Source organism: Arthrobacter sp. Y-9, from assembly GCF_029690065.1.
GTDB lineage: Bacteria > Actinomycetota > Actinomycetes > Actinomycetales > Micrococcaceae > Arthrobacter_E.
Genome location: NZ_CP121463.1, coordinates 3,544,842 through 3,565,926, shown reverse-complemented (window position 1 = coordinate 3,565,926; position 21,085 = coordinate 3,544,842). Strand labels below are relative to the sequence as shown.

The window sequence follows — 21,085 nt, the reverse complement described above, 5'->3', positions numbered from 1 at the left end:
GACTACTGCGCGGCGTCGGTGCCGGCCTGCTTGACGGCGTGGCCCCCGAACTGGTTGCGGAGGGCGGCCACCATCTTCATGGCGGGCGAATCCTCCTGGCGGGAGACGAAGCGGGCGAAGAGGGCTGCCGTGATCGCGGGGGCGGGCACCGCGTTGGCGATCGCCTCCTCCACGGTCCAGCGGCCTTCACCGGAGTCATCGGCCCAGCCGGCGATCTTGTCGAGGCCCGGGTCCTCTTCGAGAGCGTTGACGGCGAGGTCGAGCAGCCAGGAGCGCACGACGGTGCCCTTCTGCCAGGCGCGGAAGGTGCCGGTCACATCCTTGATGATGTCCTTGGCGGCAAGCAGTTCGTAGCCTTCGGCGTAGGCCTGCATGAGGCCGTACTCGATGCCGTTGTGCACCATCTTGGCGTAGTGACCTGCGCCGACGTCGCCGACGTGGACGAAGCTGTCTTCGCGGGGACCCTCCGGACGGAGGGCGTCGAACACCGGCATGGCCGCTTCGACGTCTTCGGCGCTGCCGCCGACCATCAGGCCGTAGCCGTTCTGCAGGCCCCAGACACCGCCGGACACACCGCAGTCGACGAAACGGATGCCCTTCTCGGCGAGCAGCGCGGCGTGCTTCTGGTCCTCCGTGAAGCGGGAGTTGCCGCCGTCGATCACCAGGTCACCGGCGGAGAGCTTCTCGGAGAGTTCACGGATCAGCGCGTCGGTGATCTCACCGGCGGGCACCATGACCCAGACGACGCGCGGGGTGGGCAGCGCCTTGATGAGCTCGTCCACGCTCGCGACGTCGGTCTTCTCCGGATTGCGGTCGAATCCGGTGACGGTCACGCCGCCATCGCGGAGGCGTTGCCGCATGTTGAAGCCCATCTTGCCGAGCCCGATCAGACCAATGTGCATGGCGTCCACTTCTTTCCTTAGCTGGTTTCGCACGTCAGTTCGGAAGGCGGACGGGCATCACCAGGTAGCGGTAGTCGTCCGAGTCCTCGCCCTCGAGCTCCGCCTGAGCCGTCAGCATGGCCGGCTTCGGGGCGGAGGTGAAGGAGAACCTGACGAACCGGGTTTCGATGACGCTCAGGCCCTCGATCAGATAACCCGGGTTGAACGCGACCGTGATGTCCTCGCCTTCCAAACGTGCTTCCAGCTCTTCGGAGGCCTGGGCGTCTTCGCCCGTGCCGGCATCGAGGTGGACTTGTCCATCAGTGAAGGCCAGACGCACCGGGGTGTTCCGCTCGGCGACGAGCGAGACACGGCGGACGGCCTCCACGAGTTCGGAGGTGTTGACCACGGCATGGATGGCCGTGGTTTCCGGGAAGAGTGAACGGATCTTGGGGTAGTCGCCGTCGACCAGCAAGGACGTCGTGGCACGGCCGGCGCTTTCGAAGGCTATCAGCCGGGAGTCGTCCTGGGTGATCGCGAGCTTCAGCTCGCCGCTGCCGCCGAGGGTCTTGGCGACTTCGTTGAGGGTCTTGGCTTTGACCAGCGCGGACATGGACTGTCCGGGAGTGGTGGGCGCCCAGGGGAGTTCCTTCATGGCCAGGCGATAGCGGTCGGTGGCGAGGAAGGTGATGAGGTCGTCCTCGAATTCGAGCCGCACACCGGTGAGGATCGGCAGGGTGTCGTCCTTGCTGGCGGCGATGATCACCTGGCTGACGGCCTGCGAGAACGCGGCGCCGTCGACCATGCCGTTGCTGTCCGGGAGTGCCGGCAGGGCCGGATATTCGTTCTCCGGCATGGTGGCCAGGTGGAACGAGCTGCGGCGGCAGGTCAGCGTGACTTTGGACCCGTCGGTCTCGATGTCGACCGGCGCGGAAGGAAGGCTGCGGCAGATGTCGGCGAGCAGACGCCCGGAGACAAGGATGGTGCCCTCGTCGCGGATCTCGGCGGGGATCTCCAGACGTGCGGAGGTTTCGTAGTCGAAGCTCGAGAGGCTGACCGTTCCGTGCTCGGCCTTGAGGAGCAGACCAGAGAGAACCGGTACCGGAGGCCGGGGAGAAAGTGAGCGTGCTGCCCAGCTCACTGCCTCGGCGAGAACGTCCCGTTCAACTCTGAACTTCACGGAAGGGTGCCGCCTTTCAAGTACGGGAGCTCGTTGCGCCCAGCTTAGTCGGATTCAGCTTGCAAGAATACCCGGCCCTGGGGGCAAGTGCTGCACGGGTGGTCGAGGTCACGGGAGCAGGGTGGGTCCGGAGATGCCGGGTCCACCCCCGGGATCCGGTCGGCCAGGGGCGTTCCGCCGGATCGGCGGACCCGGCTGTCGATGGGGTGCTCACCGCGCCGGGCCGGAGGTCCCGTGGTCTTCGGTGGACGCGTGCCGGAGCGGAGGGAAGTTGTTATCTCACGAATTTCAGATCTTTTGGGATTCGTAGTGTTAATAACTGCTGTGGATTCTGTGGATAACTGGATCCTGCCGCGTCTTTCCGCGGAAGTGTCCTGTTGACCCGCTGTGGGCGTTAATGCCGACAACCGCAGCAGGCCTGTGGGCAGTCGTTCCGCGCCATTTCGGGGATCCACAGCGCCGAGGGAGGTTTTAAGACCATCGCGGCGGCTTCTCCACTTAACTGTCCCCAGGTTTATCCACAGGTGTTGTTAAGTTAATAAGGAGTGGGTTCCGCGAAGGCCCTCAGGCCTCGCGCTGCTGCTGCTTGATCTTGTTGGTCAGCTCGGTGACCTGGTTGAAGATCTGACGGCGTTCGCTCATGAGTTCGCGGATCTTCCGATCGGCGTGCATCACCGTGGTGTGGTCCCGTCCGCCGATCTCCTGACCGATCTTCGGAAGCGACATGTCCGTGAGCTCGCGGCAGAGGTACATGGCGATCTGACGGGCCGTCACCAGGGTGCGTGTCCGGGACTTGCTGCACAGCTCGTCCAGGGACAGCTTGAAGTAGTCCGCCGTGGCGTCGAGGATCTGGGAAGCCGTGATCTCCTGAGCGCCCTCATCGGTGATGAGATCCTTGAGGACCATCTCGGCCAGGGCCACATCCACCGGCTGACGGTTCAGGCTGGCGAAGGCGGTCACGCGGATGAGAGCGCCTTCGAGTTCACGGATGTTGCTGGAGATCCGCGAGGCGATGTACTCGAGCGCCTCGTCCGGCGCGGAGAGCCCTTCGCTGAGAGCCTTCTTGCGGAGGATGGCGATACGGGTCTCGAGCTCCGGGGGCTGGATGTCGGTGAGGAGGCCCCACTCGAACCGCGACTTCAGCCGGTCCTCGAAGCCGTCCAGTGCCTTGGGCGGCTGATCGCTGGTGATGACCACCTGCTTGTTGTTCTGGTGCAGGGCGTTGAACGTGTGGAAGAACTCCTCCATCGTCGCGTCCTTGCCGGCCAGGAACTGGATGTCGTCGATCAGCAGCACATCCACGTTCCGGTACATCTGCTTGAAGCTGGTGCCCTCGTCGTCGCGGATGGAGTTGATGAAGTCGTTCGTGAATTCCTCGGAGTTCACGTACCGGACGCGGATCCCGCTGTAGAGACGCCGGGCGTAGTGGCCGATCGCGTGGAGCAGGTGCGTCTTGCCCAGACCGGAGTCGCCGTAGATGAACAGCGGGTTGTAGGCCTTGGCCGGCGCCTCGGCGACCGCCACCGCCGCGGCGTGCGCGAAGCGGTTCGACTGGCCGATCACGAAGGTGTCGAAGAGGTACTTGGGGTTGAGCCGGCCGAACTCCTGCGAAGTGCTCGGCGGGGTGGGCTGGGCCCGGACCTCGGCGGCCGGCGTCTCGACGTCCAGCTCTTCGGGGATCACGACGGCGGCCGGCACCGCGGGTGCCACGGGGGACAGATTGGCGTCCACGTCGATCGCGCAGCGGATCTCGTCGGAGAAGACCTCGCGCAGTGCGGCGTCGAGAGAATCCTTCACCTGGTTGATCAGGACGTCACGGGTCATCTCGTTGGGGACGGCCACCAGGAGGGTGGAACCGACCAGGCCCTGAGCCTGTGCGAGGGAGACGAAAGCGCGCTGACGTGGGGAAACCTGCGGATCCCGCTCCAGAAGATGGACCACCTGGCGCCAGGGACCACCGACCGTGTCTGCGTGATTGCTCTCGTCCATGCGCACCGTGACTTTCTGACTCTGGGGTTCCCGTACGTCGTGCCGCGCTGTACCGTCGTGATGGACCGCACTTTTCCACAGTGTTATGCACAATCGGTGGAAAACGGCTACTGAGACACTGTAGACGATCGAAAATCCAGAAGATAGCCAGCCTCCGGCCTGTGGATAATTACATCGATGTGGTTCCGCGGAATGGCCGGGGATGCCGCTCATCCACAGTTTCCACAGCTTCTTGTCCACTCCCCTGTGGACGGGTGTGGGTATGCTCTAGATTTGACGCCCTGCTCCCGCCTGCCCTAACGTTGACTAGTCCCCTATGTCCTCATGGGGGGTCCACGCCCACACAACAGGGGCGAACATGGCAGCCAGCCGTTCCGTTCGTTCCGTGGGTGAGTACAAACTTTGCGTCAGCCTTTGCTTCCCCGCGATCCAGGTAGACGCGTCCCGTCAAACAACTGGAGCAACCACCGTGAGCAAGCGGACTTTTCAGCCGAACAACCGCCGTCGTGCCAAGAAGCACGGCTTCCGTCTTCGTATGCGTACCCGTGCAGGCCGCGCCATCCTGGCTGCCCGCCGTGGCAAGGGCCGCACTGAGCTCTCGGCGTAAAGCCGACTAGTCGACCCGAGCCAGGCCTGGCGACAGAGTGCTTCCCGCACAGAACCGCCTGCGGCTTCCTGCCGACTTCTCCACCACACTTCGTTCCGGTGTCCGTGTAGGGCGCCGGAACTTAGTTCTATCTGCGTGCCTTTCGTCACCGGACGCCTCCGGACGTTTCGGCTTCATCGTTTCGAAAGCCGTCGGGAACGCAGTGGTCCGCAACCTCGTTAAGCGGAGGTTGAGGGAGATCGGTGCCCGTCTGCTGCAGGAACACCCCACTGGAATCGATGTGGTGGTGCGATCCCTGCCGGCGGCGGCACAGGCGGACTGGGAGGAACTCGTGGCGGACATGGAACAGGCCTTCGCCGTGGCGCAGCGCCGTCTTGCCGCGCACACGCGCGAGCGAGCGGGCGCGGACACCGCCTCCGGCGAGGTTCGCGCGTGAACGTGGCCGCCGCCGTCGTCCGCGGTGTGATCGATCTGCCGAGGAACATCCTGATCGGTGCGCTCAAGCTGTACCGACTGGCGGTCTCGCCTCTCTACGGACAGGTGTGCCGGTACTTCCCCAGCTGTTCCGCCTATGCACTGGAAGCGGTCACCGTCCATGGTGCGGTCAAGGGCGGCTGGCTCGCGGGCAAGCGCCTGTGCCACTGCCACCCGTGGAGCGAGGGCGGTCTGGATCCGGTGCCGAGCGGCGGACGTTCCTGGCCGGTGGACCGGGTTCCGCGGATCATCATGCTGAACCATCCGCACGATTACCTGCCTCAGGACGCCGAGCCGGGCCCGGCAGCAGCCAAGACCACTGAAGAAGAGCGCCGCTCCGCGGCCTGATTGAGGGACACATCATGGACATCTTTGGGGCGATACTGGCGCCTTTCAAATGGCTGGTCAGCATTGTCATGCTGGGCTTCCACGAAGCCTTCACGTTCCTGGGCCTGCCCAGTGAATCCGGCTGGACCTGGACGCTGTCCATCATCGGCCTGGTGGTCGTGATCCGTGCGGCCCTGATCCCGGTGTTCGTGAAGCAGATCCGTGCTCAGCGCGGCATGCAGCTTCTGCAGCCCGATCTGAAGAAGCTCCAGGAGAAGTACAAGGGCAAGACCGACCAGCTCTCCCGCCAGGCGATGGCGCAGGAGCAGATGGCCCTGTACAAGAAGCACGGCACGAACCCGTTCTCGGCCTGTCTCCCCATGCTGATCCAGATGCCGTTCTTCTTCTCGCTGTTCCAGGTGCTGTCCGGCATCTCGCAGGCCAAGGAGAAGGGCGAGGGCATCAGCGCCCTGAGCCACGAGAACGTCGTCGAGTTCGACAAGTCCTCCATCTTCGGTGCTCCGCTCTCCTCCGCGCTGCTGCACGGTGGCGGGGTGTCCGTCTGGATCCTGTCCATCATCATGATCCTGGCGATGACCGCTTCGCAGTTCATCACCCAGAAGCAGATCATGGCCAAGAACATGTCCGAAGAGGCTCTGGCCAGCCCGTTCATGCGCCAGCAGAAGATGCTTCTCTACATCCTGCCGGTGGTCTTCGGTGTGGGTGGCATCAACTTCCCCATCGGTGTCCTGATCTACTGGACGGTTTCCAACCTCTGGACCATGGGCCAGCAGTTCTACGTGATCCGTCGCATGCCGACCCCCGGTTCCCAGGCGGCCCGCGAGCTCAACGAGCGCCGCAAGGCCAAGGGTCTGGCCCCGATCGACGTCACCACGGGTAAGAAGGTCGCCCCGGAGGACATCCCGGCCGAGCCGGAGAAGCCCAAGGGACAGCGTTACCAGCCGAGCCGCAAGAACAACCGGAAGAAGAAGAAGTGAGTGTAGAGACGCCCGCCGAGGAGACCGCCGTGACCGAGGCTCCGGAGAATGTGAACCGTCTTGACGAGGAAGGCGACGTCGCCGCGGATTACCTCGAGGAACTTCTGGACATCGCCGACATCGATGGTGACATCGACATCGAGGTCCGCAACGGCCGCACTTACATCTCCATCGAGGCCGACGGCGACGACCACGGCCTGAACAACCTGGTCGGCGAGGACGGCGAAGTGCTGGAGGCTCTGCAGGAGCTCGCCCGCCTGGCCGTCCTGTCCGCCACGGAGAACCGTTCGCGCCTGGTGCTGGACATCAACGGCTACCGTCGTGGCCGCACCGTGGAGCTCTCCAAGATCGCCCAGGACGCCGTGGATCGCGTCAAGAGCGACGGCGGCCGCGTCGCCCTCGCGCCGATGAGCGCTTACGAGCGCAAGATCGTGCATGACGCGGTGGCCGAACTCGGATTCGTGAGCGAATCCGAGGGTGAAGGCCCCCGACGGCACATCGTGGTCAGCGCAGACTGACTTCTCACCCGCCCGGCCCTCAGGACCGGGCGGGTCGTTTTTTCCCACAGGTGAGCACGGGCCGCGGTCGGCCCACCGGAATCAGATCAGGAGAGGATCGGATGTCCCCCATCGAGGACGAGTCGGCACAGAACCTTGAGAGCGCCCCCGAGGTGTCCGCAGCCGATGCCACGTTGACCGACGGTGAGCGGGAGGCTGCGCAGCGCATCTTCGGCGACCGTCTGCCGCTCGCCGAGCGCTACGTGGAACACCTGGCGACGTCGGGCATCGAACGAGGTCTGCTCGGCCCGCGTGAGGTGCCGCGGCTCTGGAGCCGGCACGTCCTCAACTGCGCGGTCATCGAATCCTGCATCGCTGAGGACGCCGTGGTGGCGGATGTCGGATCAGGCGCCGGCCTTCCCGGTCTCTGCCTCGCCATCGCCCGGCCTGACCTGAAACTCACGCTGATCGAGCCGCTGGAACGCCGCTGCATCTGGCTGCAGGAGGTCATCGATGATCTCGGGCTGGACAATGTGGTGGTCTGGCGCGGCCGCGCGGAGGCCGCCGTCGGCCTGGAGGACTTCACGGTGGTGACCGCGCGGGCCGTGAGCGCGCTGGACAAGCTGGCCCGCCTCACCCTGCCGCTGCTGGCGGGCCGCGGGGAATTGGTCGCGATCAAGGGTCGGAGTGCTCAGGAGGAGATCGAGAAGGCTCAGAAGGTGCTCAGGAAACTGGGCGCCGTGAAGACGGACATCGTGATCTGCGGCGAGGGCCTCCTGGAGGAGTCGACGACGGTGGTCCGGGTCAAGGTCGGCAAGGAGAACTGACCTCGGCCGACGCCGTCCGGGAGACCGTCCGGCGTGGTGTCGGGGGCGCGCGCTGTGTGAAGCCCGCCCGTCGGCCGGAGGGTCGAGCAGTTAGGCTAGAAGTCGGTCGGAGAGATTTCCAGGAGAAAGAGTGTGTCCCGTGAGTGAACGCGAGAGTACCGTGCACCGGATCCCGCCCTTCGTTCAGCTGGGTTCCGCACGTTCCACGGAGGTTCGAAGCGTCCCGACACGACCCGCGCCTAAGAAACCTAATTCGGTTGATAATTCATCGAAGGAAGGCGTTTCACGTGAAACGCCCGCCAAGAAGGCGAGTACTGTGATCGATTCGATTGACGAGTCCAGCCCCATCGCGCGGCAGCTGGCGAGCGAGACGCGCAGGCGGGAGAAGCTCGCGGGCCGAGTGCTGCCCAAGCCGAAGGCCACTCGCATTTTCACGGTGTCCAACCAGAAGGGTGGCGTCGGGAAGACGACCACCACGGTGAACATCGCCGCCGCGTTGGCCTCCGCTGGTCTGAACGTCCTGGTGATCGACATCGATCCCCAGGGCAATGCCTCGACCGCGTTGGGCATCGAGCACCACGCCGAGGTCGATTCGATCTACGACGTGCTCATCAACGACCTTCCTCTGGCCGAAGTCGTGGCCGAGTGCCCGGACATCGACCGGCTGCAGTGCGCACCGGCAACCATTCACCTGGCCGGCGCCGAGATCGAGCTCGTCTCTCTCGTGGCCCGTGAGCAGCGGCTTCGCCGGGCGATCGATGTGTACGCGAAGCATCGCGAGCAGCAGGGTCTGGAACGTCTGGATTTCATCTTCATCGATTGCCCGCCCAGTCTCGGACTCCTCACGGTCAACGCCTTCTGCGCGGCCCAGGAAGTCCTCATCCCGATCCAGTGCGAGTACTACGCTCTGGAAGGGCTGAGCCAGCTGCTCAAGAACATCGAGATGATCCAGAAGCACCTCAACGGTGACCTGCGCGTCTCGACCATCCTGCTGACGATGTACGACGGACGGACCAACCTCGCGGCCCAGGTGGCGGCGGAGGTCCGGGAACACTTCCCACAAGAGGTCCTGTCCGCGGTGATCCCTCGGTCGGTGCGGATTTCGGAGGCGCCGAGCTATCAGCAGACCGTGCTGACGTATGATCCGAATTCCAGTGGTGCGCTTTCCTACCTGGAAGCCGCAGCAGAGATCGCGGAGCGCAGCTGATGCGTGACGCGGAACAGTCAGAGCAAAATCCCCTGCGATTGATTTCGCGCCGTCGGAAGGAGGGAGGAATCCCACATGAGTGAAAAGCGACGTGGCCTGGGCCGCGGTCTGGGTGCCTTGATCCCCAACGCAGCTGATGCAGGCAATGCTGCACCCGCCACCCGACCGGTGGACCTGTTCTTCCCCGCTCCCCAGCGCACCCGCGTCCAGGAGGATGCCCCGGCGGCCGAGCAGAAGAACGCCGACGTGCAGGAGGCTGCTGCTGCCGAGAAGCCTCAGAAGCCTGCTCAGCGGACCGCGAAGGCTGCCGACACCCCGGAGGCCGGAAAGGCCTCTGCGAGGGCTGTCACGGCCGAGGAAAGCCCGGCGAAGAAGGCACCCTCTCGCACCTCGAAGACGGCGTCCGAAAGTGCAGCTGTCGCTGCGGAGAAGCCGGCCAAGTCTCGGCGCCCGAAGTCGTCCGAATCCGCCACTCCCGATTCCACGACGTCGGCGGCGGCTCCCGCTGCTCCGGAGCCGACCGATCCTCAGGATGGCCTGGTGCCGGTTCCCGGCGCCCAGTTCGCTGAGATCCCTGTCGGCGACATCTCCCCCAATCCTCGTCAGCCCCGCCAGGAGTTCGACGAACAGGACATGGCGGAGCTCGTGCACTCAGTGCGCGAGATCGGTGTTCTGCAGCCCATCGTGGTGCGCCGGAAGCCTGAAGGATCCGGATTTGAGCTGGTCATGGGTGAGCGTCGTTGGCGCGCGTCCCAGGAAGCCGGCCTCGAGACGGTTCCCGCGATCATCCGTGAGACCACGGACGACGATCTGTTGCGCGATGCGTTGCTGGAGAACCTCCACCGCAGTCAGCTGAACCCCATTGAAGAAGCGGCGGCGTACCAGCAGCTTCTGGAGGACTTCGGCGCCACGCATGAAGAACTCGCTGATCGGATCGGTCGCTCCCGCCCCCAGGTGTCCAACACCATTCGTTTGCTGAAGCTTCCTCCCCTGGTTCAGCGCCGTGTGGCCGCCGGCGTTCTTTCTGCCGGCCACGCTCGTGCGTTGCTGGGTCTTCCGGATGCGCCCGCGATGGAACGCCTGGCTCAGCGGATTGTCGCAGAGGGACTCTCCGTCCGTGCGACGGAGGAAGCTGTGGTGCTCTTCCAGGATCCGGCGGATCCGAAAAGGCCCGCAGCTCCTCGGAACACGGCTCGTCATGAGCGGTTGGACTACCTGGCAACCTCCCTCGCCGACCGCTTGGATACGAATGTGAAGATCACACTGGGTGCTCGAAAGGGACGCGTCAGCATTGAATTTGCCAGTGTCGACGACCTGAACCGCATCATGGACGTGATCAATCCGTCCTAGTGATGGCAGCCTGACGGCGTGAATGAGAGGGTCCGTGTTTCACGTGAAACACGGACCCTCTTGTGTGCTCAGCGACCATGACGTGGAGCAGCACGCGAAGTTGTCCGGTTCAGGGCCAGGATCGACCCTCACTGACAACGCTGATGAGGTCAGAAGTCGCAGCCACTGGAGAACTCACTTTTGATCGCGAGGCAACGTTTCACTGTGGCGACGCGGCGTTGGTGCTTAGGGGAATCCGGAATCATGACATGCTGACGCTCGAAGATGGAACAGGCACCCGTCAGCGGGCCTGGCCCTCTTCAATGGATTCCACGCCTTCGGTTTCGCGATCGGACTGCGATACTTGGGAGTATCACGCATTTTGTCCTCGTAGACGGCATTCATCCTCAGCGCCCCACGCGTCCCCCAAATCACGGCAACGGGACGCCATGTTTCACGTGAAACAGTGGCGCGCGATTCGTGCCTCTCCTGCGATTCCACTCTCGATCAGTCTCGGTACTTCAGGCCGGCATGACTCACCCAACTCGATAGGCCGCAAAGTCCCCTGTTCGCGTCGAAAACCGTACTCCCCTGTCTGGGTTGATGCTTCCGTGAGAACGATGCGAGCTCGATCAGGCAGCTCGGATCCTAACGTATTTGCATCTGCGGGCGTGTCTAGGTCGAGCGTGACATGAACGTAAGCTCGAGAAGGGTCCACGCGCTGCGTACCTCGGTACGTCTAGAGACCTTAGAGATGATCCCTCCGGGAATCGTCGAGCAAGAGACCAGCTGTACAAGACATCTATTCGGAACGACGTTTCACGTGAAACGCACTCTATGAAGAGAGCCAGCGGGCAGCAGAGCCCTGCCCGGGAGCACTGGACTCGGCTCACGTTATCCCTGACGGGGTTGCACCTATGGGACGTCGCTCGACGGGTTGGAGCCACGCCCCTTCCCGCAAGGGTTTTCGGTTCGTCCCACCTGTCGGCGCGCATTGATCGCCTCGATCTGTCTGGCCATCCTGCGAACTTGACCTAGCGTGCCACCGGTTTTCGGTGCGCAAGAGCGGCGGTCCTGTAGCGAATAAAGTTGTTTATCGAGAACGAGCCCGACTGACGGCAATCGTGGGAATGTTGAACGCACCCGTATTCTTAGGCTGTGTGCTGGGCAGGCAGCCGCTCTTCGTGGGTCGCCAGGGCCGAGGCTTCTGGACCAAGCGATCCCAAGCGACCCTCCGGAGGCACATGGATACCCTCAGAGCCGATATCTCGGGCTGGATTCGAATGACTGGGCTCGCATCTGTGTCCGTCGCGGCGGGTGCACACTGTGGCGACTCTGAGCCGGCGTGGTCGCTGAACCGCGCACATCCCCGCAGGAGGCCTGGGTAGTCAGTCTAGAGGCTCTGATTCGCAGCTGCAGGCCGGTACCATCGGGTTCTTCTGAGCCTGGGGTAAGCAAAAGGCGTCGGTATCGCCTATCCCCCTTCGCGTCCCTCCTGATGCCGGCCTGTGCCGGCTCTCCCTGTGCCGGCTGTCCCTGTACCGGCCGTCAGGTTCGCCTGGGATGGGGTTAGATACCCCTTATCTTCGTGCTCCCAGCTGGGGTGCGTGAAGGGCGTTAGGAGGCGCGTGACGGCCCTCTCATCGAGCGAACGGACCAGTGGCACTAGGTAGTTGCTCCGCTTCTGCAGACGGCTTCTCAGGGGGTGGGGTTGGAGGACGCGTCGGTCATGTCATCGCACTCTGGCCTACCGCAGTCTTGCGGCCGTCCGTGGCGGTTGCTCCTGTTTCACGTGAAACGTTCCTTGAACTTGGGGTTCATTGTCGTGGCTGTGGGTCTGCTGGTGTCTCTTGGTCTCAGGAGGTCGGCATCGAAGCTGGCTGACTGTATGTTTCCGGCATGGCGCACAACTTGGGGTTGTCGTAGAGGCGGCACCGACCGGCCGTGCGTGTGCGACGCTGGCGGCCTGTTCCCGAGGGGATCCCCGGGCTTGTATGTCATCGTCGAACTGATCGAGTCCTGCTCGAGTTCTGAGCGTGCTGGTAGGGCCGTCCTACTTGCCCCGCTCTGTGGGATCGTTCGTCGTGGTGGGGACGGAGGGGGTCGTCGCTGTAGCTCGACAGGTGACGCGGTACGCGAGCAGGAGTTCGGTTCCTGTGGAAACTGACTGTGGATAACTATGTGGATAGAGAGCGCGCTGCCGGGACGGAGCACCCGTGCGTAGCGCCGGTGGTTGGCATGGCTGTGGACAGCACCTCGGCAATGAGGTCCGACGCCATCGTAGGGGTCACCCAGCTTCGTGGCCCTGGTGGATGTGCGCCCGAGGAAGGGAACAGTAGCCCCGGTGGGGTGAAATGGGATCTCTAAGTGCATCGAATCGTGCAGTTTGGCATTCAAAACCCGCAGATTGTCGGGCTTTCGGCTTCTTGGACCAGGCTGATGATGTGTGCCGTCTCGGCCCTCCAGTAGCTGGCCCGATAGTCGTTCCGGCGATCCGTCGATACCGACGACCCTTCCGCCTCGACAATGTTTCACGTGAAACCGCGGTTACCTTTTTGTCCACAAGGACCTGTGGACAACTAGGCAGCAGAACTCTGGCGTTGGGAGTACTCCGTCGAGGAGGATGTGGATAGAGCTGTGGATAAGTGGTGTGGAGAACCTTCGTCTCTCGGCGAGTGAAGGGACTATCCTGGCCCCTAAGGTGTCCCGCTGTCGCCGCAGTGCCGACAGCTTGGAGCGTCAGCGAGAGGGCCGCGCCGTCGGGTTTGGCTCCATCAGAGTGTTGGCGACCTCCGGACGTCCCCCGTCTTCAATGTCCTGTGTACCGGTGTACTTCCGTTTCCGCGGCTCGGGGGGTGTGCCGAGCTCCATGGCGGCGAAGCGTCCGCAGGCGCCGTCGACCTTCTCCGTGGGGCCTGCAGTGGAGGGCTGTGCGTTGCAAGGGGACGCGCTGGGTCTCCTGAGCACTTGTCCGCAGGTTGAAGACCTCGCGTGGAGAGGCTGTCCGCCAGGATCGCGTTCGCCAACGGTCATAGAAGATGGCCCGATGTCGTCGCCTCGGACTCCGGTTGGGTGGTTCTGCCCATCGGCGTCGCCATCCTTCGACCGTGAGGTGGGGACTATCTGTGAGCATCGCGGCGAGCCTGGCGCTAGGTCTGGGTGATGGCGGCCGCAGGTCGCAGTCCCCTTTGGCGTCTGAGGGGTTCTGGTTCTGCGGCGCGTGGCCGGACGTCGCGTCTTCATGCGGTCAGGCTCAGGCCTGTGCGATACACCAGCGTGGGAATCGTCGCTGGTCCCAGAGTTGCCCGCTTGCTCCTGACTGTACGATTTGGAGTGGCGGCCTGGTCTTACGTTGGTCTCCGGGTGGCGGTCGGCCGACCTGGGAGCTTGCAGCCCTCCCATTCTCGGTGTCTGCCGATGTACGACGTGCTGCGTGCAACCTGGTAGAACGTGGCGACTGATGAAAGCCGGCGGTAGGTGCTGCGCCGGCTCGGAACCCGCCGCTCGTGCCTCCCAGGGGCGAGGGGCAGGAGGAGCTCCTGTTTCACGTGAAACGACGCGGTGGGCACCCGCGGGGCGGCCCCCGGGGGCAATGAGTTCCTGTCGTCCCATGCTGGGTTCTCTCGTGACGGACGCCTTCGGTCGATCGCGGGCCGTGGAAGTCGAAGATTCGAAGCGGGTGATCGACCGGCGTGCGGCACGTCGAACTGGTCAGGGGCAGCCGGCAGTGGGCTTGAAGGCGAGCGGTCCGAGGGTTTTCGGACGTCGTCGGTCCCCAGTTCGACTCGCGACAAGTACGGCTTCGATACCTCAATTTGTGGGGAGCGAGGTCGTGGAGAAGCATGATTGCCTGAGCCATGAGCCATGAGCCATGAGCCATGAGCCATGAGCCCTGAGCCCTGAGCCATGAGCCATGAGCCCTGAGCCCTGAGCCATGAGCCATGAGCCCTGAGCCCTGAGCCCTGAACCTTTGCCTCGAGCGATGTGCGTTGTGGTTCATGGGTCGTGGGTTTTGTCAGGAGCTCAGAGTTGCCGTGGTGCCGCCGCCCCCGTCTCCCCTGCCGCTGCATTTCGGCCTGGCCTGTCGTGCCGTTGGCGGGCCGCCTGAGGCATTCGGAGAGGCGGCAGCCGGGCGTGAAGGAGGGTGATAGGCATGTGCAGGTTGTTTGGCCGCGACTCCCAGTTGCTCTTTTGACGAGGTCGTCCGTGGTGATCCTGAGTGTGCGCTTTCGCTTCCAACGAGCGGGAGGCCATTCAGTCTCAGGTCTTAGCGCGTGATTCCGTTCCCGCACCAGGTTCCGGATCCGCGCTTCCGGCACCGAGGGGACTGTGGGCGCGTGCAGGTCGGTCTCCCTTTGCCGGGACCGAAGCCTGGCTGTCTCCCGGAGGTGCGACTGCCTACGGCCCTCTGAGTGCTGTGGGAGTGCGCCTGTGGGATCAACAGCGGTACAGAGTGGTCAGAGGCTCTCCCACATGCTCCCGCAGGCCCTGTGCCCCGTGGACGACTGAAGGTCGGGATCTCTCGTGGTCCGCGCATCCCGGGGCCTGAGCTCTTCGAGACGACGTGTACGGTGGCACCCCAGGCGGCTGGATCGGGCTTGGTCACCGCCTTCGAGATGGTGGATGATGCCGCCCTGCCGAATGGCTCCGGGGAACTCGCCCGTTGTGGATGATGCTGGATGCTCCCACCTATCTGTCCTCAAGGAGCCGGTTGAACCCGTCGCGGGCGTCTTTCGAGGCGAGCCATCCCAGGGTGAGGCGTGGTGCGCAGGTGGGCGCCGACGTCGGTGGTGTGGTGAGCTTGCTGGCCGGGCGCTGTCGAGGCACCCGTGTTCCAACTGTGAGTAGAGACCCACAACGGTTGATATTGGACTGCCTGGCGATCTCAGTTCGGGTCGTGGAAGACGTCCTGCTGACCACGTCTTCTCATCCTGGGGGTCCATCGCAGCGCCAAAGTCATCATGGCGTACAGGTCGAGGTGATGTCCTGAGGAGGCCCCAGGGGAACCAGCCAAAGGTGTTTCACGGGTCCCGCAGCCGGCCTGACGGCGTGTGGGTTTCATGATCGCGCGCGGAGTAATCGCGATCGGTCCGCCGTGGTTCATGCCGGACCTGTCGGCCATCGGTCACCCCGGCGTCGGCTGGCGGTTTCTTCCCTGTCGGCACCCTGAGGTCCAGCGCCGATTCACCGACGTGGCCGCGGAGTCCTCGCAGAGCGTTCCGTAAATTCATAGAACTCACTGATTACACTTCCAGTCCTGGCTGCTCGGGTCGTGGAGCGCGGTCCTGCAACGGGCTTGAGAATCAGTGGTCTTCCATGTGCCGATGGGGCGGTCGAATGATCGACCCCGTCGGCGACTGACGCTCCGGCCCCCGAACCCGCCCTCCCCCGCTGCCTGCGCCAGGTGGCGTCGAGAGAAGGTGCGCGGACGTGCGGTCCAGGTGAACTGCCGTCGGCATGGTGGACCCGTCACCTGAAGAGGTCGTCTGGACCAGTGTGTCCGGGTCCGCCACAGGGCGTTTCACGTGAAACACAAAAACGAAGGGCCCGATGCTTGCGCATCGGGCCCTTCGTCAGCGGTTCATCACCGCGAGGAGACGGTTCAGCCGAGAACGTCGGCGAACTCCTTCTCGAAGTACTGCTTCGGGTAAGCACCGGTCACGGTGTTCTTCACCTCGCCACCCTGGAACAGGTAGACGGCGGGGATGGAGGTGATTCCGTACTTGGAAGCGACGGCGGGGTTGTCGTCGACGTTCACCTTCACGACCTCGACCTTGTCAGCGTTCTCTTCCGCGATCTGGTCCAGGATCGGGCTCAGCCGGCGGCAGGGGCCGCACCATTCCGCCCAGAAATCAACGATCACGGGCTTGTCAGCCTGGAGAACGTCGTTCTCAAAGCTTGCGTCGGTAACGTCCTTGGCGTTGCTCATGGTTTCCTTCTTTCTTCGGAATTCTCAGTGGTTCTGGAGGTAGTGCTCGACGTCGATGGCGGCAACGCAACCGGAGGCAGCTGCGGTGATCGCCTGGCGGTACTTCGGGTCGATCACGTCACCCGCAGCGAAGACGCCCGGGAGGCTGGTCTTCGACGTGCGACCGTCCACCGCGATGGTTCCGTCGGCCGTCAGGTCGAGGATGCCCTTGAAGAGGTCGGTGCGCGGGTCGTTGCCGATGGCGACGAAGAGGCCGGTGACCGGAAGCTCCTCTTCGACATCGGTCACGAGATTGCGGAGCCGGATGCCGGTGACCTTGTCCTCACCGATGACGTCCACGACTTCGCTGTCCCACACGAAATCGATCTTCTCGTGAGTGAGGGCGCGGTCGGCCATGATCTTGGACGCGCGCAGTTCCTTGCGGCGGTGGACCACCGTGACCTTGGAGGCGAACTTGGTCAGGAACAGGGCCTCCTCCATGGCGGAGTCGCCGCCACCGATGACGGCGATGTTCTGATCCTTGAAGAAGAAACCGTCACAGGTTGCACACCAGCTGACACCGTGGCCCGAGAGACGCTTCTCGTTCTCCAGGCCGAGCTCACGGTACGCGGAGCCGGTGGACACGATGACCGTGCGGGCACGGTGCGTCTCCCCGTTGCCGAGGGTCACCGACTTGATGTCGCCCTCGAGGTCCACGGACACGACGTCCTCGTACTCGACCTGAGCACCGAAGCGGCTGGCCTGCTGCTCCAGGTTGTCCATGAGGTCCGGGCCCTGGATGCCTTCCGGGAAGCCCGGGAAGTTCTCCACCTCGGTGGTGTTCATCAGCTCGCCACCGGCGGTCACCGAGCCGGCGAACACGATCGGGTTGAGCTTGGCACGCGCCGTGTAGATGGCAGCGGTGTACCCAGCCGGACCGGATCCGATGATGATGACGTCGTGGACCTCAGGGGCCGTGGTTTCTTGCGTGCTCACGTGGGTGGAATCCTCTTCCTCGCTCAAAGCCAAACGAATGCGGCAGAGGGCACAACGGAACGGAGCGCTGAACTATTCCGTCAAAGAAGTGGCCCCAGGCCTCTTCACAGAGTACCTGGGGCCAGTCGACTACTGAATTTTGATTTCCGCCAGCCTGAGGCCGTACGGGAACTGCGTCCGTGGCGCCGCGAGCCGTGGCAGCGCTGTGATGTCCATGATCACGTACTGGGTGGTGATGTCCCCGCCCACGGCCATGGTCAGGTTCGGACCGGTGAAGGTGTTGCTGGCCACCTGCTTGGCCCCGTCAAGACTGGGCTTGTCGTTGGTGTACATCGTCACCGAACCGCCGGATCCACCGAGCTGGGTGAGGGTGATCGACTTGACCTGCGCGGGCTGCTTGAGCTTCACCACGAGGGGGATGCTCTTGACCAGGCCGCCCCAGTTCTCCGAGCCGAACTCCATGTTCGACCAGTACGTCGCATTGTTACCGTCGATGGCCTTCGGCAAGTCCTTGTCGAAGCCGGCGGCGAAGTCGAAATCACCGAGTCGCGTCAGTGAGTCGATCGCCGGCGGAGCGGCGACGGGAGCCGTGCTCGGAGGCGGCTGCGAGCCGGGATTCGTCGCGGTGGGCGCCGTCGTCGTGGTGGTCTTGTCCGCGGACGGGGCGCCCGCGTTGAAGAGGTTCCCGAGGTTGGTCACCGCGAACACCAAGGCGGCGATCAGCACGACGACGAGCACGCCGCCGACGATCCAGCGGGTGCTGCGGTTCTCCGGCGCGGGCGCCGCGTCGTCGTCGTCCGTCTCAGTCTCGAACCCGAGCATCTGATCCCGAGCAGCCGCAGGGAAGTGACCTGCTTCGCGGCGGTCGCGCTCTGCGGCGGCCGCGGGCTGCTGAAGGAAGGCGGCCGTCTCAGGGGCCGGGGCGGCTTCGGCATCGCGACGGTCCTCGTCGTTCCAGACCGTCACCTTGGGCTGTTCAGGTGCGCTGGGCTGCTCAGGTGCGCTGGGCTGTTCAACGGCAGAGGGCTGTTCAGCGGCGGAGGGTTCCTGGGCACGCGTCACGGGTTCGGTGGCGGGCGCCGCCGCGGCAGGTGCGGGGCGCTCCGGCTCGGCCGGGACCTGAGCGCCGGGGGCGGTGTGCGCAGCCTCGTCCTCGGGCGTCCAGCCCTGTTCCGAGTCGTAGTGGATGACGTCACCGGAGTTCTCGTCGTAGCGCCCACCGTAGGTCTCAGGCTCCCGGGAGCGCTCCTCCCCGAAGATCTCGCTGCCGAGGGTCTCGGTGAAGAAGGGCTCCACATACGGCGCATCGGTGGCGACCAGCAGATCCAGCAGATCCGGGGCGCTCGAATGACTGGTGATCAGGTACGTCAGACCATCGTTGACGCCCAGGTCCAGCACCTGCATGGCCCCGGGGCGTTCCCCCGTGGCGACTTCACGGGCGCTCAGGGAGAGCTGCTCCGCGTTCTGCTCACTGGCCACCAGGATGCTGACCGGACGGTTCAGGACCTGGTCCACACCGTCCAGCACCTGATCGCGGTCATGGGAGAGCAACACCGAGCCTGTGACCTTGTAGCGGCCACCCAGGACGGATCCTGCCTCGATCTGCTGGGACATCACAACCTCCTCAGGCCCCGGGAAGACACGGGGTGTTTCGAGTTTCGATCCTATCGGAGGTCAGATGGGAAGTGGGGATTCTCCCCAGAGCGGCCCTGGTATGTGTGACGTCCGAGCTGAGGCTGCTGTGCAGGAGGGGCCCAGAGCCAGTCGCGGAACACCGTCAGCAGGCTCCTGCGGCCCTCCGGGCGCACCGCGGCGACCTCGTCGCCATAGTGAGGAGTGGACGGGTGGCCGCTGTTCGCGCGCTGCGTCAGACCCTCCCCCACGTCCTCGGCGCTCGGCGCCGCGCGGAAGCCCTCCGAGTCGAACCCGCCCGAGATTCTGGGCAGGAGGCCCGTGTCCATCGACACGGCCGGGAGGGCACCCGTGGAGAGGTCCTCGCGGGTCCCGCGGAGGGCCTGCCCGGCCCCGGCGGTGGCGCTCGACGACGGCGCGGCGGCGGCCGTCGTCGTCGGACTCTCGGCCGGGGTGGGGCGGATGAAGCGCGCCAGCAGCGGGCGGAGCAGGTCACGGAGCTCTTCGACATGGAAGACGCGCAGGAGCACGACATAGACACCGAGCATGACCGGTGCGGCCACACAGATGGAGAGCAGCGCCGCGGCCTGGTTGTGCCACAGGAAGCCGTCGGCGCGGTAGGCGCCGAACAGCCACAGCACCACCCCGCCGGCGATGGCGGAGCCGATGCCCGCGTAGCCCATGCGGATGTAGGAGTTGATGATGCGGGGGCCGTCCAGATGGCCCAGGACCCGGCGCAGGAAGAACGCGCTGATCAGGACGGAGAGGATGTTGCCCACGGAGTAGAGCCCGGCGATGGCGTAGATGATCATTCCGGCCGGCAGGAACTGGATGACGAAGGCGCCGACCAGGTTCAGCACGGCCAGTGCCAGCTGGACGTAGAACGGGGTCCGGGCGTCCTCGCGAGAGTAGAACACCCTGGTCATCATGAAGTTGATGCTCAGGCAGGGGCTGGTCAGCGCCAGGATGGAGAGCGTGATCGCCAGCAGGGCGCCGTCCTGCGGCTTGCCGGCCGAGAAGAACATGCCGATCGGGGCCGCCAGCACCAGGAGGGCGATGGCGCTGAACACGATCGCCACGGCACTGGTGCGCAGGCCGTTGGAGAGGGCGGCGCGGAGGCCGCGCACATCGTTGTCCAGGGAGGCCTTCGCCATGCGGTTGAACAGCACCGTGGCGAGGGACACCGAGATGATGGAGTGCGGCAGGAAGTAGAGCTGGCTGGCGATCTCAAGCACCGCGTTGCCCGCGATGGGCGGCGAGCCCGCCGGGGCGTTGGCCCGCACAGCGCCGGGGATCGTGGCGATCTTCATGACGTACAGGAACGCCAGCTGGCTGACCACCGTGGTCAGCAGCGCCCACGAACCCACCTTGGCCGCCGCGCCGAGGCCGACGCCGCGCCAGCCGAAGCGCGGCGTCAGCCCCAGCTTGAGGCGCCGGAGCGGGATGAACAGCAGGGCGGTCTGCACCAGGACGCCCAGTGTGGAGAAGCCCGCCACCAGGATGGTCTGACCGGTGCCCCAGTTGTCCAGCGTGTGCGGGTTGGCGGCACTGGCGCCGAAGATCGCCACGAAGAGGCCGAGACCGGCGATCGCCACGAGGTTGTTGACGATCGGGGCCCACATGGCCGGCGCGAAGGATCCGTGGGCGTTGAGAACCTGGGTGAGCATCGCGTAGAGGCCGTAGAAGAAGATCTGAGGCAGGCAGTACACCGCGAACGTGACGGCCAGGCTCATCTGCGCCGGGCCGTAGCCCGAGGTGGTCACCTGGATCAGCAAGGGCGCGCACAGCGTGACCAGCGCCGTGAGGGTGAACATGACGATCACGGCCAGCGTCATGAGGCGGCTGATGTAATCCGCTCCGCTGTCCGGCGCGCGGCTCGCCTTGAGGATCTGGGGCACCAGCACGGCGTTGAAGACGCCGCCCGCCACCAGAACGAACACCATGTTCGGCAGGTTGTTGGCGTTGATGAAGGTGTCCGTGACCGAGGAGCCCAGGCCGAGAGCCACGATCAGCAGCCACGACTTCACGAAGCCGAGGATCCTCGAGATCAAGGTGCCCGCCGCCATCAGCGCGCTGGCGCGTGAATCGCTGGCGCGGGAGGCTGCGGAGGTCGGGGAGTTCAGGGCCGCATCGGCCTTCTTCGCGTGAGACATCCCCAGTATCGTCTCATTCCCGGCTGCTCCGATGCCTGAGGCACGGGCCGGGACGCCCTGCCGGGTGCCCTTTCGGTCCC

15 protein-coding genes are annotated in these 21,085 nt (G+C 64.6%); 8 read left to right on the top strand and 7 right to left on the bottom strand.

Annotation, left to right across the window (positions count from 1 at the left end):
* Positions 1–2: 2 nt before the first annotated feature.
* From gnd to dnaA, 3 genes are all read right to left on the bottom strand, one after another.
* The gene (gnd, locus tag P9849_RS16175; protein WP_278267716.1) at positions 3–902 is read right to left on the bottom strand and encodes a phosphogluconate dehydrogenase (NAD(+)-dependent, decarboxylating); all 900 of its coding nucleotides are present in this window, start codon (positions 900–902) and stop codon (positions 3–5) included.
* Between the two features lie 34 nt (positions 903–936).
* Positions 937–2,061 carry a DNA polymerase III subunit beta gene (dnaN, locus tag P9849_RS16170; protein WP_066213569.1) on the bottom strand — a complete coding sequence of 375 codons (1,125 nt, stop codon included), beginning with the start codon at positions 2,059–2,061 and terminating at the stop codon, positions 937–939.
* A gap of 564 nt (positions 2,062–2,625) precedes the next feature.
* Positions 2,626–4,056 (bottom strand): chromosomal replication initiator protein DnaA, encoded by a 1,431-nt coding sequence (dnaA, locus tag P9849_RS16165; protein WP_278267715.1) that lies wholly within the window; start codon positions 4,054–4,056, stop codon positions 2,626–2,628.
* Between the two features lie 463 nt (positions 4,057–4,519).
* Here dnaA and rpmH point away from each other — a divergent pair, with 463 nt between their 5' ends.
* The 8 genes from rpmH to P9849_RS16125 all read left to right on the top strand — a co-directional run bounded on the left by rpmH (position 4,520) and on the right by P9849_RS16125 (position 10,337).
* Positions 4,520–4,657, top strand: a complete 138-nt coding sequence (gene rpmH, locus P9849_RS16160) for a 50S ribosomal protein L34 (RefSeq protein WP_003800212.1) — start codon at positions 4,520–4,522, stop codon at positions 4,655–4,657.
* 37 nt (positions 4,658–4,694) lie between these two features.
* The gene (gene rnpA, locus P9849_RS16155) at positions 4,695–5,093 is read left to right on the top strand and encodes a ribonuclease P protein component (protein WP_278267714.1); all 399 of its coding nucleotides are present in this window, start codon (positions 4,695–4,697) and stop codon (positions 5,091–5,093) included.
* Positions 5,090–5,479: a membrane protein insertion efficiency factor YidD gene (gene yidD, locus P9849_RS16150; RefSeq protein WP_278267713.1), complete on the top strand. Its 390-nt coding sequence runs from the start codon at positions 5,090–5,092 to the stop codon at positions 5,477–5,479. The genes rnpA and yidD overlap by 4 nt, the downstream gene beginning before the upstream one ends.
* Positions 5,480–5,493: 14 nt before the next feature.
* Entirely contained in the window at positions 5,494–6,456 is a 963-nt protein-coding gene (gene yidC, locus P9849_RS16145) for a membrane protein insertase YidC (protein ID WP_278267712.1), read from the top strand.
* Positions 6,453–6,974, top strand: coding sequence for a R3H domain-containing nucleic acid-binding protein (locus tag P9849_RS16140; protein WP_278267711.1), 522 nt, complete (start codon positions 6,453–6,455; stop codon positions 6,972–6,974). The genes yidC and P9849_RS16140 overlap by 4 nt, the downstream gene beginning before the upstream one ends.
* A 101-nt stretch (positions 6,975–7,075) precedes the next feature.
* On the top strand, positions 7,076–7,780 hold the full coding sequence (gene rsmG, locus P9849_RS16135) for a 16S rRNA (guanine(527)-N(7))-methyltransferase RsmG (RefSeq protein WP_278267710.1): 705 nt from the start codon (positions 7,076–7,078) through the stop codon (positions 7,778–7,780).
* A 139-nt stretch (positions 7,781–7,919) separates the two neighbouring features.
* Positions 7,920–8,987: a ParA family protein gene (locus tag P9849_RS16130; protein WP_278267709.1), complete on the top strand. Its 1,068-nt coding sequence runs from the start codon at positions 7,920–7,922 to the stop codon at positions 8,985–8,987.
* 75 nt (positions 8,988–9,062) lie between these two features.
* Positions 9,063–10,337, top strand: a complete 1,275-nt coding sequence (locus P9849_RS16125; RefSeq protein ID WP_278267708.1) for a ParB/RepB/Spo0J family partition protein — start codon at positions 9,063–9,065, stop codon at positions 10,335–10,337.
* Between the two features lie 5,581 nt (positions 10,338–15,918).
* Here P9849_RS16125 and trxA read toward each other — a convergent pair.
* The 4 genes from trxA to murJ all read right to left on the bottom strand — a co-directional run bounded on the left by trxA (position 15,919) and on the right by murJ (position 21,005).
* On the bottom strand, positions 15,919–16,245 hold the full coding sequence (gene trxA, locus P9849_RS16120; protein WP_278267707.1) for a thioredoxin: 327 nt from the start codon (positions 16,243–16,245) through the stop codon (positions 15,919–15,921).
* 24 nt (positions 16,246–16,269) lie between these two features.
* Positions 16,270–17,220, bottom strand: a complete 951-nt coding sequence (gene trxB / locus P9849_RS16115; RefSeq protein WP_278267706.1) for a thioredoxin-disulfide reductase — start codon at positions 17,218–17,220, stop codon at positions 16,270–16,272.
* A 129-nt stretch (positions 17,221–17,349) separates the two neighbouring features.
* Positions 17,350–18,834 carry an ABC transporter substrate-binding protein gene (locus P9849_RS16110; RefSeq protein WP_278267705.1) on the bottom strand — a complete coding sequence of 495 codons (1,485 nt, stop codon included), beginning with the start codon at positions 18,832–18,834 and terminating at the stop codon, positions 17,350–17,352.
* Positions 18,835–18,884: 50 nt separating this feature from the next.
* Entirely contained in the window at positions 18,885–21,005 is a 2,121-nt protein-coding gene (gene murJ / locus P9849_RS16105; protein ID WP_278267704.1) for a murein biosynthesis integral membrane protein MurJ, read from the bottom strand.
* Positions 21,006–21,085: the final 80 nt, after the last annotated feature.

Bases quoted from the DNA above. Each gene is read 5' to 3' on its own strand.
- gnd (WP_278267716.1), bottom strand. From the start codon at position 902: ATGCACATTGGTCTGATCGGGCTCGGCAAGATGGGCTTCAACATGCGG.
- yidC (WP_278267712.1), top strand. From the start codon at position 5,494: ATGGACATCTTTGGGGCGATACTGGCGCCTTTCAAATGGCTGGTCAGC.
- rsmG (WP_278267710.1), top strand. From the start codon at position 7,076: ATGTCCCCCATCGAGGACGAGTCGGCACAGAACCTTGAGAGCGCCCCC.
- P9849_RS16125 (WP_278267708.1), top strand. From the start codon at position 9,063: ATGAGTGAAAAGCGACGTGGCCTGGGCCGCGGTCTGGGTGCCTTGATC.
- trxA (WP_278267707.1), bottom strand. From the start codon at position 16,245: ATGAGCAACGCCAAGGACGTTACCGACGCAAGCTTTGAGAACGACGTT.
- P9849_RS16110 (WP_278267705.1), bottom strand. From the start codon at position 18,834: ATGTCCCAGCAGATCGAGGCAGGATCCGTCCTGGGTGGCCGCTACAAG.
- murJ (WP_278267704.1), bottom strand. From the start codon at position 21,005: ATGTCTCACGCGAAGAAGGCCGATGCGGCCCTGAACTCCCCGACCTCC.